At 55.3% G+C, this 16,293-nt stretch carries 16 protein-coding genes; 10 read left to right on the plus strand and 6 right to left on the minus strand.

The genetic code is table 11. From position 1 onward, the window contains the following. Nucleotides 1–207: 207 nt before the first annotated feature. Nucleotides 208–1,104, minus strand: coding sequence for a LysR family transcriptional regulator (locus tag AC2FNE_RS07195; RefSeq protein WP_496805056.1), 897 nt, complete (start codon nucleotides 1,102–1,104; stop codon nucleotides 208–210). Nucleotides 1,105–1,231: 127 nt separating this feature from the next. On the opposite strand from AC2FNE_RS07195, the gene AC2FNE_RS07200 reads away from it, so the two are divergent. The 5 genes from AC2FNE_RS07200 (at nucleotide 1,232) to AC2FNE_RS07220 (ending at nucleotide 5,829) form a co-directional block, all read left to right on the plus strand. Then, complete coding sequence (locus tag AC2FNE_RS07200) at nucleotides 1,232–1,654, plus strand: DoxX family protein (protein WP_496805057.1); 423 nt, start codon at nucleotides 1,232–1,234, stop codon at nucleotides 1,652–1,654. Between the two features lie 57 nt (nucleotides 1,655–1,711). Beyond that, a complete protein-coding gene (gene ygiD / locus AC2FNE_RS07205; protein ID WP_496805058.1) occupies nucleotides 1,712–2,533 on the plus strand; it encodes a 4,5-DOPA-extradiol-dioxygenase in 822 nt (273 codons plus the stop codon). Nucleotides 2,534–3,018: 485 nt separating this feature from the next. Further along, complete coding sequence (locus AC2FNE_RS07210; protein ID WP_170608564.1) at nucleotides 3,019–4,176, plus strand: M24 family metallopeptidase; 1,158 nt, start codon at nucleotides 3,019–3,021, stop codon at nucleotides 4,174–4,176. Nucleotides 4,177–4,178: 2 nt separating this feature from the next. Then, on the plus strand, nucleotides 4,179–4,979 hold the full coding sequence (locus tag AC2FNE_RS07215; RefSeq protein ID WP_170608565.1) for a carbon-nitrogen hydrolase family protein: 801 nt from the start codon (nucleotides 4,179–4,181) through the stop codon (nucleotides 4,977–4,979). A gap of 151 nt (nucleotides 4,980–5,130) precedes the next feature. Further along, the gene (locus AC2FNE_RS07220) at nucleotides 5,131–5,829 is read left to right on the plus strand and encodes an RraA family protein (RefSeq protein ID WP_170608567.1); all 699 of its coding nucleotides are present in this window, start codon (nucleotides 5,131–5,133) and stop codon (nucleotides 5,827–5,829) included. A 130-nt stretch (nucleotides 5,830–5,959) separates the two neighbouring features. On the opposite strand, the gene AC2FNE_RS07225 is transcribed toward AC2FNE_RS07220, so the two are convergent. Next, nucleotides 5,960–6,703 carry a carbohydrate porin gene (locus AC2FNE_RS07225; protein ID WP_496805059.1) on the minus strand — a complete coding sequence of 248 codons (744 nt, stop codon included), beginning with the start codon at nucleotides 6,701–6,703 and terminating at the stop codon, nucleotides 5,960–5,962. 175 nt (nucleotides 6,704–6,878) lie between these two features. Next, a complete protein-coding gene (locus tag AC2FNE_RS07230; RefSeq protein WP_496805060.1) occupies nucleotides 6,879–7,886 on the minus strand; it encodes an AraC family transcriptional regulator in 1,008 nt (335 codons plus the stop codon). A 133-nt stretch (nucleotides 7,887–8,019) separates the two neighbouring features. Between AC2FNE_RS07230 and AC2FNE_RS07235 the strand changes: the two genes are divergently transcribed. From AC2FNE_RS07235 to AC2FNE_RS07255, 5 genes are all read left to right on the plus strand, one after another. Continuing rightward, nucleotides 8,020–9,417 carry an amidohydrolase family protein gene (locus AC2FNE_RS07235; RefSeq protein WP_496805061.1) on the plus strand — a complete coding sequence of 466 codons (1,398 nt, stop codon included), beginning with the start codon at nucleotides 8,020–8,022 and terminating at the stop codon, nucleotides 9,415–9,417. 26 nt (nucleotides 9,418–9,443) lie between these two features. Continuing rightward, complete coding sequence (locus tag AC2FNE_RS07240; RefSeq protein ID WP_170608136.1) at nucleotides 9,444–10,208, plus strand: DUF3299 domain-containing protein; 765 nt, start codon at nucleotides 9,444–9,446, stop codon at nucleotides 10,206–10,208. Next, nucleotides 10,205–11,383, plus strand: a complete 1,179-nt coding sequence (locus tag AC2FNE_RS07245) for a carbohydrate porin (protein ID WP_170608138.1) — start codon at nucleotides 10,205–10,207, stop codon at nucleotides 11,381–11,383. Before AC2FNE_RS07240 ends, AC2FNE_RS07245 begins: the two co-directional genes overlap by 4 nt. 166 nt (nucleotides 11,384–11,549) lie before the next feature. Further along, nucleotides 11,550–12,257 carry an IS6 family transposase gene (locus AC2FNE_RS07250; RefSeq protein ID WP_170611008.1) on the plus strand — a complete coding sequence of 236 codons (708 nt, stop codon included), beginning with the start codon at nucleotides 11,550–11,552 and terminating at the stop codon, nucleotides 12,255–12,257. 57 nt (nucleotides 12,258–12,314) lie between these two features. Next, complete coding sequence (locus tag AC2FNE_RS07255; protein WP_496805062.1) at nucleotides 12,315–13,190, plus strand: hypothetical protein; 876 nt, start codon at nucleotides 12,315–12,317, stop codon at nucleotides 13,188–13,190. A gap of 182 nt (nucleotides 13,191–13,372) precedes the next feature. Here the strand turns inward: AC2FNE_RS07255 and AC2FNE_RS07260 are convergent, their stop codons facing one another. The 3 genes from AC2FNE_RS07260 to AC2FNE_RS07270 all read right to left on the minus strand — a co-directional run bounded on the left by AC2FNE_RS07260 (nucleotide 13,373) and on the right by AC2FNE_RS07270 (nucleotide 16,196). Next, the gene (locus AC2FNE_RS07260; protein ID WP_170607022.1) at nucleotides 13,373–13,600 is read right to left on the minus strand and encodes a DUF6429 family protein; all 228 of its coding nucleotides are present in this window, start codon (nucleotides 13,598–13,600) and stop codon (nucleotides 13,373–13,375) included. Between the two features lie 188 nt (nucleotides 13,601–13,788). Next, on the minus strand, nucleotides 13,789–14,760 hold the full coding sequence (locus AC2FNE_RS07265) for a SphA family protein (RefSeq protein ID WP_496805063.1): 972 nt from the start codon (nucleotides 14,758–14,760) through the stop codon (nucleotides 13,789–13,791). Continuing rightward, nucleotides 14,760–16,196, minus strand: coding sequence for an arylsulfatase (locus AC2FNE_RS07270; RefSeq protein ID WP_496805064.1), 1,437 nt, complete (start codon nucleotides 16,194–16,196; stop codon nucleotides 14,760–14,762). Before AC2FNE_RS07270 ends, AC2FNE_RS07265 begins: the two co-directional genes overlap by 1 nt. Between the last annotated feature and the right edge of the window lie 97 nt (nucleotides 16,197–16,293).

Below are 16,293 nucleotides of genomic sequence, written 5' to 3' on the forward strand. Positions count from 1 at the left end.
ATCTGCAGACGGTTGATACACCCGTATCCTCCCGCTGGACGGGTTTGAGGAACTGTCCCAGTTTTTCGGCCGGTTTATGCTGCCGGAATGAAACAAGGGCTTTGAAGGCAAGGCCCCAGCTTTTTTACGGTCCGCTCACCGAGGAACGCGGACGCAGACAGGGGCGAGAAAATCGAGCGGACGGGCAGGCCAACCAGTCGGTTCGGATCAGAAGATCCCCTCTGATCGAATGTCCTGCGCCACGAAATCGATCAGGGCCCGGACCTTTCGGGGCAAGCCGCGCCCTTCGAGATAGACGGCGCCGAGCTCCCCGACTGTCCCGGTGTACGCGCCCAGCAAAGGCAGCAGCCTGCCGTCTTCAAGCTCGTTGCCGAGCGCAAAGCGGGGCGTGTAGGCAATCCCCAAACCCTGAGCGGCAAGCTCGATCGCCGCACGGGCGGAGTTCACCTCAAACCGGCTCGTGACGGCCACCGCGCTCTCAACTCCCTCGTATTCGAAGACCCAGCGGCGGGCATTGCGGCGGTTGGTATCGACGATACAGGCGTGTTGGGCCAAGTCGACCGGGATCTCCGGGCATCCCTTTCGCGCCACATAGTCAGGGCTGGCGACGACGACACTTCGAAATGCACCGAGCCGACGCACCTTCAGCGATGCCAGATCGAAGCTGCCTATGCGGAACGCCAAATCGATCCCCTCGGCGGCGAGATCGACGTAACGGTCATTCAGTCTCAGGTCGATAGAGATGTCGGGATGGGCCTCGGCAAAGCGACCAAGCAGACCCGCGACATAGATCTCACCGAAGGTCACCGGCGCCGAGACACGCAACACGCCGGTCAGCTGACGCGATCCTTCGGACACCTCCGCCAGAAGCTCGTCGAGATCCTCAAGGAGCAGCGGAGCACGGGACAGCAAATCCTCGCCCGCTGCCGTCAGCCCCACTTTCCGCGTCGTGCGTTGAAACAACCGGACGCCGAGGCGCGCTTCAAGCTCCGCCACGTATTTTGACGTCAGCCGGTTCGATGTTCCCAGCTGTTCGGCGGCCGCGGTAAACGAGCCTGTCCGAGCCGTGGCAACGAACGCGCGGATCTGATCCAGAAGGTCCATACCCCATTAAGAACATTTTGTGGATATTCATTCAATACCTTCGCTATTTCATGAGGGCCGACCCAAACGTAAATATGGATGACACAAGCACGCCGCCCCGTCGGCTACCCTTAGACAGGATTTCGACATGACCACTTATTCCAATTCCGATTACGCCGCTTTTGCGCTTCGCGTCTCCAGCGGCGCGCTCTTTCTGGCCCACGGCTGGCTCAAGTTCAGCGTTTTCACCATCGCCGGCACCGTTGGCTATTTTGAAAGCCTCGGACTGCCGGGCCTCCTGGCCTACCTGACGATCCTCGCGGAAATCGTCGGTGGCATGGCGCTCATCCTCGGCGTGGCAACGCGTCTTGTCTCGCTCGCCCTGATCCCGGTGCTTCTCGGGGCGACATGGGTGCACGCTGGCAATGGTTGGGTCTTTTCCAGCGAAGGCGGCGGCTGGGAGTTCCCTCTTTTCTGGGCGGTGGTTCAGGGGGCGATCGCCGCGCTTGGCAGCGGCGCTTTCGCCCTCCGGGTGCCCGGACTTCACAAAGCCCTTGGGCAGTTCGCCTGACCTTCAATTGCTCCCGGGCCGCGACCATGCGGCCCGGTACATTCACGGGAGCCCATCATGCAAACGCGCAGTCTCCAGGATCTGAAAGACAGCTTCGCACCGTCCGACCGGATGCCGGTCGTCTTTCTTGGTCACGGAAGCCCCATGAACGTCATCGAGGATACCCCGTTCGGCAGAGCCTGGACGACCCTCGGGCAAGCGTTGCCGCGACCGAAAGCGATCCTTGTAGTCTCGGCGCACTGGATGACCCGGAACACCACCCTGGTCGATGTCTCCGCGATGCCGCGCACAATCCACGACTTCTACGGCTTCCCGGAGGCGCTTTACGCCAAGAATTACCCCGCGAAAGGTGCCCCGCCACTCGCCCGCGAGGTGGTCACGCTGCTGGCCAGCCATCGCGCGCAGGAAGACGACACATGGGGTCTCGACCACGGCGCCTGGGCCGTTCTCAGGTTCCTTTACCCCGAGGCGAACGTGCCGGTCTTTCAGGTCTCTATCGACATGGCGCGCGGTCTCAGTCATCAACTTGAGATTGGTCGGACGCTATCGGAACTGAGAGACCGGGGCGTTCTTATCCTTGGTTCTGGCAATGTGGTTCACAACCTTCGCACCATGCGCCCCGGCGCCCCGCCCCTCGATTTCGCGCTGGAATTCGACACGCTCTTCGCCGAGCGGCTCGCGGATCGCGACTTTGCGGCGCTGGCGGACGAGGAGGCTCTCGGGGCGCTTCTGCCTCAGGCGCACCCGAGCGTCGATCACTACCTGCCCGCCCTGACCATCGCCGGGGCGTCGGATACGCGCGACACATTGAGCTTCATGACCGATGCCATTGATCTTGGATCGGTCTCCATGCGGTCGTTCGTATTTCACGGATCGTGACAGGCCGCTCATCCTGAGGACTTTTTTTGCACAGTGCGTTAACTGACAACAACATCTGGCCCAGCAGTTTCAGTATTGTCATTGCGATACGCTCAGCAAATTGATCTCGTGTGGAACACCTGCCACGATACAAATTGTACTTTATAGTTTGGCTAAAAAATTTCGCTTTCTGGCTCATTGGCGAGGGCGGCTTCGTCCGCGACTCGGACATAGCCTCAATTTTCGCCAGCGTCTGCTCTTGATGTAAGCAGCCGTTCACGACCGGAACTTTGAAATTCTGCGGTGAACGTCGGCTATGCGCTCTTAACCTGTCTCCTGAAAAACGGTCGTATTACCGAGTCGAGCCCAAAGAGCATTATGCAGCAGCTTCGACCCATGTCTGCTTTCGGTTGGCCTGTCACGGTCAACAGTTGATTCAGTGGCCAAATCCTTTCATCGTCCGAAAGCACTTCAATCAATCTGAATAACGGTCGAGGACAGTCATCATGCTTGAAGAAGCCAAAACCCGCACGCTGACCCTGCAGGCCAATATGAAAGAACTGGGTATCCGATGCGCGGTTTTCACGGACGAGAGTTCGATCGCTTACCTAGCCGGGTTCTGGGGGTATCTGGGAATTGAATTTGGCCGCCCGACAATGCTGGTGGTGAAAGCCGATGAAGCTCCCGTAATTATAACGCCACTGATGGAAAGCGAAATGGTGGGGGCTATGACGTGGGTCGAAGATGTGCGCATTTGGGAAGACATAGGCCAGCGCACGTGGGCGCGCGCCCTCGCCACAGCTATTGGAGAAGCGCCCACGGAGATTTGGGTCGAGCGCAGCAGCATTCCAGCGATTATTCGGAACCATCTGGACGAAACCTATCCGGGAGTGCCTACCAAGGACATATCATCGGTTCTCGGAGCGATGCGAATGATCAAGTCTCCATTTGAGATCGAAGTGATGAAAGAGGCCGGTCAAATCGCCGGAGAAATGATGGCCGCGGCGCATTCAAGCCTGCGAGAAGGTGCCCGGGAATATGAAAGCGCACTGGCCGTGATTGACGCGGGCACACGGCGCGCAGCCTCATTTCTAACGGAAAAGGGATGGGATCGATTTGTTTCACCAATGATCCACAACCTCCAAATTCTGCAAAGCGGTCAGGACACATCCATGGTTCACCGCCGTGCTTCGGTGCGTCACTATCGCCGCGGTGACCCGGTGTACTTTTGCTTTTGCAACATGGCGCAATTCAAGCAGTACAAACTTGGCTTTGATCGCATGTTTCACGTCGGTGAGGTCAATGATGAATCGGCACAGATACAGCAAGCGGCCATTGACGCCCAACAGGCCGCAATCGCTGCAATCCGCCCGGGCATTGAGGCACAAGACGTCGCCGCAGCCGCCAACGAAGTGTACGCCTCACGAGGCTATGAGACCGGCTACCGGACAGGTAGATCCATCGGGTTGGCCTATCTGGAAGCACCGGAACTGAAAACAGGTGACAAAACAATTCTGCAACCGGGTATGACTTTTGCGGTCGACGGCGGCATTTCAATCGACGGAGTAACGGCAGGTCGTATAGGGGATTCAATCGTCGTGACGGACACGGGGTTTGAGTACATCACGAACTACCCTCGTGAACTATTGGTTACGGAAAACTAGAAATGGGGCCCAAGTTCCACCTCGCCGTTGGGCAGTCACCTGCCGAACTATCATCGACAGAGCAACGGTTGGACTGGCTCAGTGCGACTTTGTCAGAGGTTGCTAGACGGGGAGCGGATCTTCTTCTTTTGCCCGAACTCTTTGCAACAGGTTACAATATTGGCGTTGAGGTCGAAAAACGTGCCGAGCCTGCCGACGGGCAAATCGCTAAAGAGATTACAAGATTGGCGAAATCCCACGCCCTTGCCATCCACTATGGTTTCCCCGAGGCTGCCGGGGGAATGATATTCAATTCTGCGCAGTGCTTTGGCCCAGACGGCAAACGATTGAGCATAAGTCGCAAATTGCTGATCCCGCCCGGGTTCGAGCGTGATTATTTCACGCCTGGCCAGGGGTGCGCCCTGTTTACGTATCTTGGCGTTCGGATTGCTACGCTAATCTGCTACGATGCAGAGTTTCCCGAAACTGTGCGGCATGTAGCTTCTCGTGGGGCTGTGCTGATACTGGTGCCAACGGCCCTCGGAGCGCAATGGGAATGGGTTGCAAAACGGATGATCCCTAGCCGCGCGTACGAAAACGGAGTTTTCCTAGCCTACGCCAACAGTGCTGGCACAGAGCGTGGATTGGAGTTTTTGGGTCAAAGCTTCATTGCGACACCGGATGGTCAGGAGTTGGCTCGCGCCGGCGCGGAGGCGGAAGTCATATACGGCACCTTGGACTTTGACAGAGTCTCTTCAGCCCAGTCCCGACTTCCCTACCTTTCCGATCGCAAACTGTTAGAACTGGACGTACGCGAGCCCTAACCCGATTAAGACTCTGTCTGCGAGTAAGACAAAAGTGCATGGCGCAGCGAATGGCCCTAACAACAGAGGCGGCATGACATTGCGCAAGTCGACAATAAGTAGCGTGGCTGAGTGAGGATTGCTTGCTAACTGACAGGAGAGGAATTGCCACATGATCGAAGCGCCGCCAACACTGACTATTAAGAAGACCCTTAGACGCCCGACTGAAGCGCAGATTTCCGCCTTCAAAGATGCTCCCACAGGCTTTGTGGTTGATGCGATGTTTGGTGGTGGCGCGCTCTCCAACAACATTCAGCCTTTTGGAGGGGGTCGTGACTTCGAATGTGTCGCGGTGGGACCAGCTTTGACCGCGGAATGCGGTGCTGCAGATGTTTTGGCAGTATTCGCGTCGTTAAAATTCATTCGACCCGGCGACATTGTCGTGTCGTCCTTTTCAGCTCACTCCGGATGCGCTGCTGGTGGTGACGGTTTGATTGGAATGATGAAGAACTCTGGTGCGGCTGGGTTCGTAACGGACGGACCGCTTCGTGACTACAACGGCATCGTATCAGTGGGTTTACCGGTTTGGTGTACCGGCATTACCCCGGCATCGCCCCACATGTCGGGGCCAGGCGCGGTTGGTTTTCCAATCCAAATTGGCGCACAAGAAGTGGAAACCGGTGACATGATCGTGGCCGACCAAGATGGCGTTGTTGTCGTACCGTTCGAGCGATTGGATGAAGTGATCCAGAACCTCGAACGAATTAAGAGTGCCGAGCAGAAACAGGACGAACGAGTTGCCACAGGTCTACAGGCTCCAGAATGGGTGGAGCAGCTATTAGCAAGCGACCAAGCTATTTTTAGAGAGTAAGAACCCGTCGCGCATGCAGCGAGCCAAAAGTCGGCTTCGTCCGCATGCCGGTCGTTCACAGAATTTTACGGAACGACCGCACCGAGCCCAAAGCGGCCCCGCTGGAAATGCAGGAACTGAGCCGTTTCCGTTAAAGATTTATCCGGACGCGCAGCCCGATGATCCAAGGATCATCGTCGCTAAAGCCGGGATTGTTGATGTGCTGTAGGTCACCTGTGATGGCTATGTTGTCGGACACGTCGAAGCGATAAAATGCCTCCACTGTCGTTTGGGTGTCCAACGCGTTGTCGCTACGATCGGCAACTGTGATACCAAAGCCAAAGAGGTCGTCATAAAACCCGGGTCGCCATAGAACCCCTGCATTAACAGCGCGGTTGGCGATGGGTGCCGTGCCGTCAGACCAGCCCAATCGTCCGAAGACCATCAGTTCATTCTCAAAGGTGTGGTTGGCCGACAGCATCGCGCCTTTTGCTGAGGGAACGCCTGCATCGGTGCGCTCATCGACGTGAAACACACCAAGATGCACGTTGGTTAGGTATCGCTTGGAGGGCTCAGGCGTCCATCCGATTTCGCCGTAGGTGAAGAATTCAGAGCCGCCCGGGAACCAGTCAATATCGGTTAACGATCCGTTGGCGTCGCTGACAAGACCAAGCGCATAAACCTGATCGGTCAGAAAGCCGCCTCCCGCGATACCGAACCCAGGATCAGGAATTGGAAGAACTGGGCTGAACAGGATCGAGTAGTTCGAAAACGTTGTACGCGGATTCACATAGCCGAGAATGTCGCTGTAGTCGCCGGGATCGATCCGACCGGCAACAAAGCCTGCGCGTCCACCGGCCAAAGCCTGCGCCCAATAGGCAACGGACCTTCGCAACCGAGCTTTGCTAACTCCGAAATACACAACGAAACGGCCAGTTGCAGAGGTTGTATCGGCGGTGGCAACCAACCATTCATGTCGTCGACTAACCTGTTCAACGTCGCACTACAACTTTTCCGAACTGATCCCACGAGGACTTAATCTTCGAAGCGTTCATTTGGCTCGACCACATTTACTTGCTTCGGAACTTGGTCGGTGTCATTCCGGTCTGACTTCGGAAAAAGCGAGTGAAATGGGACTTGTCAGAATAGCCTAGCATCAGACCAATCTCCGCAATTGTCATCTGGTCTTCTTTGAGGTGCTCCTTGGCGACATCGATACGCAGCCGTTTGATTTCGCGCGGTAACGTTGTGCCTTGTTTTTGAAGCGCTTTCAGGAACCGTTCCGGCTGTATTCCCAGAAACCCGGCCACCATCTCCGGCCCCAAATCGGATTCATCCAGTTTGCCGCGCAAGACAGAGCGCAAAGCAGCCACCACAGTTACTTCTTCATCTTGTCGCGGTGAGGCCATCGGCTTGGCAGAGCCGTCAGAGACATGGTGCAAAAACAACCATTCCACAGGAAAACTAATTTGCATTCCGGGATCGGTTCCAAGGCCAACCTTGATCCCTTTGTAGTTGACAGGCAAACCATTGATGTATCTGCTTTCCCATCGCACACGCGAAGAGTCCCAGGAATCGCCGACGACGGTCTGCAATAGGCGTACATAGATTGCAGCACCAAATCCGGTTACCTGAACGGGTGGGACAGTTGGCTCCTGTTGTCTATCGATACGATAAGTCGCTTTGTCCGCTTCAATGATAAGGCCGTGCCTCACAGAATTGGACTCCTGAGGTACGAGTTCAACAAAGCGGGTAAAAAACTCGAACAGCGTCTTTGTAGTTCGCAGGGCTTGAGCGAACGGAGGCCATTCTTGTAGGTCAAATGACTCCCCCACATTCAGTCCAAGGTATCGATCCCCTGACACTTCTGAGAAGGCATTTACCAAGCCGTAGACCAACTCTGAGTGAACGAACACGGAGGGGTTAGTCAACAGTTCGGCTTTCAAGCCGACCTGATCCAATGCTGGTTGCGGATTGATCTTACGTTCGGTGAGATATTGCAGAAACGGAGCAGCTAAAGAGAGGCGAACAAAGCCCTCGCTATGCTCTCGGGAGGCGGAGTTGAAAGGCAAGCTCATAACCCTTGTTTGGATTAGCTTTAAGAAGTGGCCATTTTTGCAGTCACATTCGTACATCCTAATTCAAAAGGGGCAACCGAGCCAATGAATTCCGGACTATAGTTGGCAAAACATGAATATGAAGGGAGTACTTATGTCCGGCTTACGAATGTCTCTTTGCTCGACGGCAATTGTCGCGGCAGTTTTTTCTTTTTCGACGACCGCGCAGGCTCAGGATCAAGAAGAACCCCAAACGCTGTTTACCAACGTACATGTCTTCGACGGCGTCAATGAACAGCGGATCGAAAATGCAAGCGTTCTGGTTGAGGGCAACCTTATCAAGGTCGTCTCAACTGATGCGATCGATGCCCCCAATGCGGAGGTGATCGATGGCGGCGGTAGGACACTCACACCTGGCTTCATCGAGCTTCACGCACACCTCATGCTCATGGGACCGTCTATCGCTTCCATGGAAACGAACTCGACCTGGGAGGATTTTGGCATCCATGGAACCAGGATGGCCGAGATGTACCTGATGCAAGGATTTACGACTGTAAGAGATGCTGGCGGCGCCAACGGCGGTCTGCGGAGGGCCATCGACGCCGGACAGATCGTCGGTCCACGTCACTATGCGTCAGGCGCGTTCCTCGGGACACGCGGCGGCCACGCTGACTTCGCATCCTTCACCTCGCCGCCGGGAGGACAGACCAACTTCGGTAATCTGAACATGGCGCAACAGGTCAGCGGTGTCGATGATGTCTACTTGTATGGTCGTAATAACATGCGCATGGGGGCGACACAGCTGAAATTCATGCAGTCGGGTGGGGTGATCTCGGCCTTTGACCCATGGCAGTTGCTCGCCGGCTCCAAGGAAGAAATCGAAGCTGCCGTTCAGGTTGCCAACGAATACGGCACCTATGTCATGGCGCATTCTTATCGCAAGGAAGCAATCATGAACGCCCTTGAGGCCGGTGTAATGTCCATTGAACACGGCTTCTCCTTCGATTGCGAGATTGCCGAGATTATGAACGAGAAAGGGGCTTACATAACGACCAACCTCACGGCTTTTGATCCGGGTTTGTTGGATATCCCATCGGTCAAGAACGAGCCCAAGAGCCTCGCGAAAGCGATATCGGCGTCCGCGACTTTCGCGAACTACATTCCGAATATGAAGGAATGCCCGGTAAAACGCGGCTTTCAGACCGATTGCGTGGGATCAGTGGAAGCCTGCAACATCCAGATTGCTTATGAAAAACATCTCAATAACGAGTTCTTCGGACCGTACCAGTCGATGGTGACGCTTACGTCAATCGGCGGTGAGGTCGTAGCATTGTCAGGCGATTTCTCGAACCCTTACACGGCTGGCAAGCTCGGTGTGATCGAGGAAGGCGCCTATGCGGATATCCTGCTGATCGACGGTAATCCGCTCGAAGATTTCTCGGTGGTTGGTACGGGTGATCAATGGTTTGGGGCCGACCCGAGGCCTGAAAGCCCAGAAACAATCCGCCTGATCATGAAGGACGGTGTAATCTACAAGAACACACTGGATTGAGCTGTCTAAATAGCCGGAGAGTATTTATGCACTATTGGTTTCGCTCCGTAGTACTCGCAGGGATGGTTTGGTGTGGTCATCCTGTCATGGCGACGCCAGGAGCCGCGTTGGACTGGTCTGACTTGCCTGACCCGTCCGCGCAGGTCTTTGAAGACCCTTATCGTGAACTTAGCGCCGAACAATTCGACGATGTCCTTTACGTCGTACGGCTGCGCGGCAGGTTACAGCAGGATAGTGGCAGCGAAGAAGAGAGGCAGAAAAGGCGGGAGCTTCTGACCGAGACTGAGGATGCCTTGGCGGCTGATGGGATTGATGTCGACTGGCTACTCGATCAGCGGAAGGTTGTAACGGAACGTCGAAGAAAGGCTGGCACGAACGGAAATCCGCAACTCGACGGTCAGACAGTCACTTTGGCGGGCTTTGCCATTCCTGCCCCGAGTGATCCGGACGGTCGGCCTGTGGCATATTTGGTGCCAGAACGTGGGATGTGCAGTCACATGCCTCCACCTCCGCCCAACCAGATGATCCGTGTGCGGTTGAATGGGGACTGGGCGCCCAGCTATTTCCATGAACCTGTTCGACTGACGGGTATGCTGACTATCGATCCTTCTGTTCAGAACATGATGGTTGTGGATGGCCTCATGCCAATGAATGCGACTTTCCAGTTGGAAACGGAACGTGTCGAAACGCTGGAAACCGAGACAGACAGGCTGGAATGGCAGCAGCGCGCCGCTGATCGCATCCGGGCGGCGGGAAATCGCAAGACCGGCGGGGCAAGGGCGTCTGAATGATAAGGCTTCTGGTTGCCGCTTTGAGCATAGCCTTCGCTGGCGCCGCGTCGGCTCAGGGACTATCCGGTCCATCTTCGGTCGAAGCTGATCTAGAGCCCGGAGATGGCCTGACCGACCCACAATACCGTTCCGATTTTCCGCGCAACATCGCGCCGGGTTGGTTTGAGTGGAAAGACCGGCTGGCTGAGGGTGGGTTTCGGTTCAACATTGATTACTTGGCGTTGGGCCAAACCACGAACGCTGATCTGGGAACCGGCGAAGCGGCCAGCGGCATCGCTCGTTTCTACGGGAGTTGGCAGGCAACTGAACGGGGGTCTCTGACATTCAAGATCGAAGACAGGCACAGTTATACTGACGTTGCTCCGCAGTTTCTCGGGCTGGATGGCGGAGCCCTTTCAATCACGGGAACAGCCTTCAATGACAACGGTTTGCTTCTGACCAATTTGTTCTGGACCCAAAGGGCTGAGAATGGGTCGTGGACGCTGCAAGTCGGCCAGATTGATGTAACGGACTTTGTGGATATCTACGGGTTGGTAAGCCCCTACAGTGGTTTTCAAAACCTGTCTTTCAATACCAATCCGACAATCAACACGCCCAACCAAGGCCTTGGTATTGCCGGTGGGGTAAAGCTGAGCGAGAACCTCTACGCCGTTGCCAGCGTATCAGACGCAAACGCCGACCCGTCCGATCCAAACTTTGATGTGTTTAGCGACGGCAATCTCTTCAAGTCGCTCGAACTTGGGTACACGTCCGGCTTTGATCGCATCTACTTCGACAATATCCATCTGACCCTCTGGCATGCGGATGCGGCTGACGATGGCAGTCGAGCAGAAGATTACGGCGCAGCGTTTTCCGCCGCATGGTTTGTTGACAATAAATGGATGCCGTTCTTCCGTGCAGGGGCCTCGAAGGGGACCGCAGCGCTTTATGAACGGTCGATTTCTGCCGGTCTCGGTTACTATGGTCGCAACACCGATTTGGCCGGTCTGGGCCTAAACTGGGCCGAAGCAAGAGGCATAGATGGCGATCAGTTCACGCTTGAAGCTTTCTACCGCTTTTCAATCTCACCCGGACTGCAGATCACGCCATCGGTACAATTCATTTCCGACCCGCTTCTAAATCCCGATCAGGACCGGATTACCCTGTTCAGTCTAAGAACCCGGATCGTTTTCTAATGCGGGGTGAAGGCAGTCTCTAAGGGGTGTGCCAAAGGGCAACTAAAAGAGATCAAGCGCGTGCCGGAATTTTCAACGCCAGTCGAATGAAGTTGGGAAGCAAAGGAACGGTCTTGTCAGAAGAACTTTGCTTGAGCGGGGCTGGGCGGTTGCATAGCCTTCGGACATGACCAAACCAGCCTCATTCAAATACTTTAAGACTAGTCCCGAGATCATCCGCCTGGCGGTGATGCTGTATATTCGGTTTCCGCTCTCGCTTCGGAATGTCGAAGATCTGCTGCACGAGCGTGGGATCGATATCAGCCATGAAACCGTCCGCTACTGGTGGAACAGGTTCGGCCCAATGTTTGCTTCTGAGATTAGACGCAAACGGGTCCAGCAACTTCGTGCATTCTCGAAATGGAAGTGGCATGTGGACGAAGTCTTCGTGAAGGTGAACGGCAAACGTCACTATCTCTGGCGTGCCGTCGATCACGAAGGCGAGGTGCTGGAAGCCGTCGTCACGAAACGCCGAAACAAAGCTGCAGCACTGAAATTCCTCAGGAAATTGATGAAGCGGCACGGTTGCGCCGAAGAGATCGTCACGGATCGTTTCGCATCCTACAAGGCGGCGCTCAGAGATTTGGGTGCACTGGAAAAACAACAGACGGGCAGGTGGCTCAATAACCGAGTTGAAAACTCGCACCTGCCGTTTCGACGACTCGAACGCGCCATGCAACGTTTCCGGCGTATGCGAAGTTTGCAGAAATTCGCCTTCGTCCATTCCTCAGTCTACAACCATTTCAACCAGGAAAGATCGCTCGCCAGCAGAGACACCTACAAGCTGACACGCACCGCCGCTCTTGCCGAGTGGCGCGAACTTGGCGCGGGATAAAGGACAGCCCTACTGGCCTACCAGAGACTGGTTCGAATTCGTCTGACAGCACCCGTCGTGAAGCAGGGTGATGACTACGTGATATCTGGAGCTTTGCTGCAATTCTCATCAGAGGCAACCGAGCTGCTGCTCGACGGCCTCCGTCATACGCTGGAGCTTGGCCCACGCCAGACACTCAATCTGACCGAAGATCAAAAACGCGGTTGTGCGCCGCTCTTCGCGAATGCCTGGCTGTTCGCGGAATTGCCAAAGGTTCTTGCTCCCGAACTGCCGACGTTGACCAATAACAATGGGGACCCCTTGGAATTCCATGATCTGCGGTTTCCGTTCGCGGCCGGTGTTCTGCAGAAAGATGTAAAATCTCGCCTCGCCCGGCATCCGGAGCTTTTAACTGACGGACAGAAGGCGTGGAGTTGGGTGACCCCGGAACCGGCAACCTACGGCGGTCCTAAGGGTGCATTAGCTATGCACACGACGAAGGCCGGCCAGACGGTCCTTGGATATCTGGAATTGAAGGGCAAGGCACTGATCCTGTCGGTCAACTCGGCTGAACGCGCAGTGACCGGGCGCAAGATGCTGATGAGCGCACTCGACGGATTGGTGAAGGCACCGTTGACGTCAATCCAAACTGCCGAAAAGGCCATGGCAGAGCACCAGGAAATTCCATCCGACGAAGTCCCACCAGATATCGCCAGACAAATTACCCATGAAACTCTCAATCGGCACTATCGGGAAACTCTGGACAAGCCGGTTCCGGCACTTGCAGACAAAACACCGCGGCAGGCCGTGCGCGGTGCCGCTGGTCGTAAAAAGGTCATCGCCTGGCTAAAACACATTGAGAACGCGAGTGCGCGCCAGCCCGGAAGTCCAATGGCAGAGTACGATTTCCGCTGGATGTGGGAAGAACTTGGCCTTTTGGACGAGCGGGTATGAAAAGTCTTCCTTTGCTGGAGGTGGCATCGACACAACTTTGTTTTTGAGGCGGGGCAGTGAATGCAGCAAAACCTGGCGCCAAGGAATATCGGCGTTTGACGGACCACCAGGCTTTGGTCATTCGTTTTTTTGCCAGTCGTAAATAATTGGTGCGCGCATCGCTGCGGTCGTATGAAGACACGTCAACTCTTGCTGAACAGCCGGGCCAGAGCGGCCTGCGCTTCTGCAAGGCCTGCTTCCGTCAGAACAAGGGATTTGGCCCGACCGGAGGGGTTTTCTATCAGGCCTTTCTCAAACAACCTGTCCGTGATCGCCCAATCGACCCCTTTCCAGACCCGGCGTCCATCATGCAGTGTAAGGCTCAGAATTGCGAGTGCGGCAGCATCCAGTTTATCTGTGTCCAGTTCCATCTTTCTAACTCAGGCAGGTTTTCCGTTCGAATTCCATCTGACCATGTAGAACCTGATGCTAGACACGCGTCAATTATCCCCTGTCTACCAACGCTGGACTCAAATTTCCGCTCAGAACGTCTGCATTATTCGGAAACGGACATTCTTGAATTTTGCCGCTACGACCGAGTTGCGGACCAAACAGACAATCAAAAGGATAGAGAAATCGTGAGGAACGCGGCGTACCCTTCGGTCCGATTTTTGGTTTCAAACTCGTCATAGGCACGGAGGCTGGCGTAGACGGGACGGCCTCCAATTTCGCCGCTGTAAGCAATCTGAGGTCCAATTCCGTACGTCTCTGATCTGAAGCCGTCCAAAATATCTAGGGCTCCTTCGTCATCAGATACTTGTTTGTAGGCGAAACCGACCGCGCCGATCTGCCATTTTTCTGAGACAAACTTGGAAACTGCCCAATCAAGATGAACGGCTTCGCCGCTCGTGTAATCGGTGTCGGGGTTTTCGAAGTTGTAGGTCAAACCGAGCGTGGCCGATGCTTCCCAGCCTGTGTCCGGATTGAAATATGTATACGCGCCGCCCACGTCTATTGCAGCATGGCCGATGCCGGTATTCGCAAGACGATCTGGGTCATAAGACCCCACGGGGATCGCGCCCGTCAAATAGGTCATCCAGTTGTTGACGCCATTGTTCCAAAAAACCTGAGCTGTCGGGTACAGGTCGCCAAATCCGGTCAGATCGTCTGATAAATCAGCGGGAAACGGACCCAATGCAACATCAGCGGAAACGTCACTTTTTGCGACGATTGCAGCCAACGAAAATGCCACCCGACCACCCCAGACTTCAGTATCCGGGCTATAAGTCGGAATGATGAACTGACCTAAGTACCGTGCATCTACCCCGAACAAGACATCTCTGCCCTTCTCGATCAATTGATCGCCAGGTGCGCCACCCGAATAGTAATAGGTGACCAGCGGCATGGAGAAGCCCGGTTCAGGTGGAATTGCGGCAAAACTAGCGTATTGCCCCGGCAACCAAAAGCTAACGCCCCCTTCGTCGGCTGCCGAGTGGTTGCCACAAGCAATTGCTAGGAGCAGGCCAAAGATGACGCCTTTCGCAACTGTCCACTCAGAACGCGGCGACGGAACGAGAGTTACTTTCCGCATCACTGCGCCGGAGGCTCGTACGGGTCGGGCTGTCCCGGTGGAATGGCTGGGTAGGTTTCAAACGTGGCTAAGTGCTCGCCAACGATTGGGGCGGCCTGCTCAGCGACCCAAGTGTGTGGCAGAAGCACATCTTTTAATTCGCCCGGATCATTGATCAGATCATAAACCCGAGGCGTCGAGTAATTTACCGTATTCTGCCAAGTACTTTCGTTTTCCTTGGACACCAGTTTCCAGTTCCGCCACTTCACGCCGTAGATTTCCGAGCCCATATACACGATCACGCTTTCGCGGTTCGACTTGTCTTGCTCACCAAGGATAAACGCGGATTGATCGATGCCGTCAAAGGCACGGTCATCGGGAACTCTCCCGCCGACTATCGCGGCCAGTGTCGGATACAGGTCCATCTGATGAACAATCTCGTTGCTGGCACTGCCCGCAGGTATACGACCGGGCCAACGGATAGCGAATGGCACACGCAGGCTTCCTTCAAATGGTGTGAAGAGTGTTCCACGCCACGGGCCTGCACTTCCCTGTGCGTGATCCTGTGGAGCGATATCGTTGCCCCCCTTTGCCGCCGCTTCTGGTCCATTGTCTGCGGTAAAAATCACAATAGTGTTTTCGCGAATACCGTTGCTGTCTACGGCTTCCAGAACGCGCCCGATGTATGTGTCCGTCTGTCTTAGAAGGTCTGCAAACAGACCCATTCCGGTTGACCCGTCAAAATCAGGATGTGCAATGGAGGGTGTGTGCATGTTCGTCATTGCCAGATAGATAAAGAACGGGGCCTCGTCTTCTGCTTTGCGGTTGATAAAGTCGATTGCTTTATCAGTCAGATCAGCATCGATCAGAGCGCGATATTCCAAGTCATATACGCGGGCGACCGACGCGGCTTCACCAGCAACCCCTTCCATGACATGAGGTGGCTCAAGGCCCAGTGCCTGCCAGCGGGCCGACGATGTCCACATCGTTTGGTCGGTGCTTTCGACGCCGTAGAACTCGTCAAATCCTTGATCTTTGGGATAACGACCTTCGCTCCATCCCAGATGCCACTTGCCGTACATTGCCGTGTTATAACCGACGGCCTTGAGCATTTCCGCCATGGTGACTTCCCACTGGGTCAAGCCGTAGACGCCACCACCACCGGGGATCGTGTGGTTTCCGGAGCGAATGCCATAACGGCCTGTCATCAGAGCAGCCCGTGACGGCGTACACTGGGCTTCGACGTTGAAGTTCGTTAGACGCATCCCCTCTTCTGCGAGGGCATCCATGGCTGGTGTCGCGGCTCCGCGGATGATGCCACCCCCGTTAAAGCCCGGCTCTCCCCAACCGAAGTTGTCGAGATTGATCAATACGATGTTGGGCTTCTCTTGAGCACAAGCCGCCCCGCTCGCGCCAAGTAGCAGCGCCAAGAAAACCACCCGAAGGGTTCCGATCATAATCAGCTCCGATGCAATGCTTAAGAAACGCTTGGCGACACGGTAAGCGATATCCGGATTGCACCTTGAACCATTATCCGCCAAACTAAAAAAAAAT

Source organism: Ruegeria sp. YKSD179, from assembly GCF_059612885.1.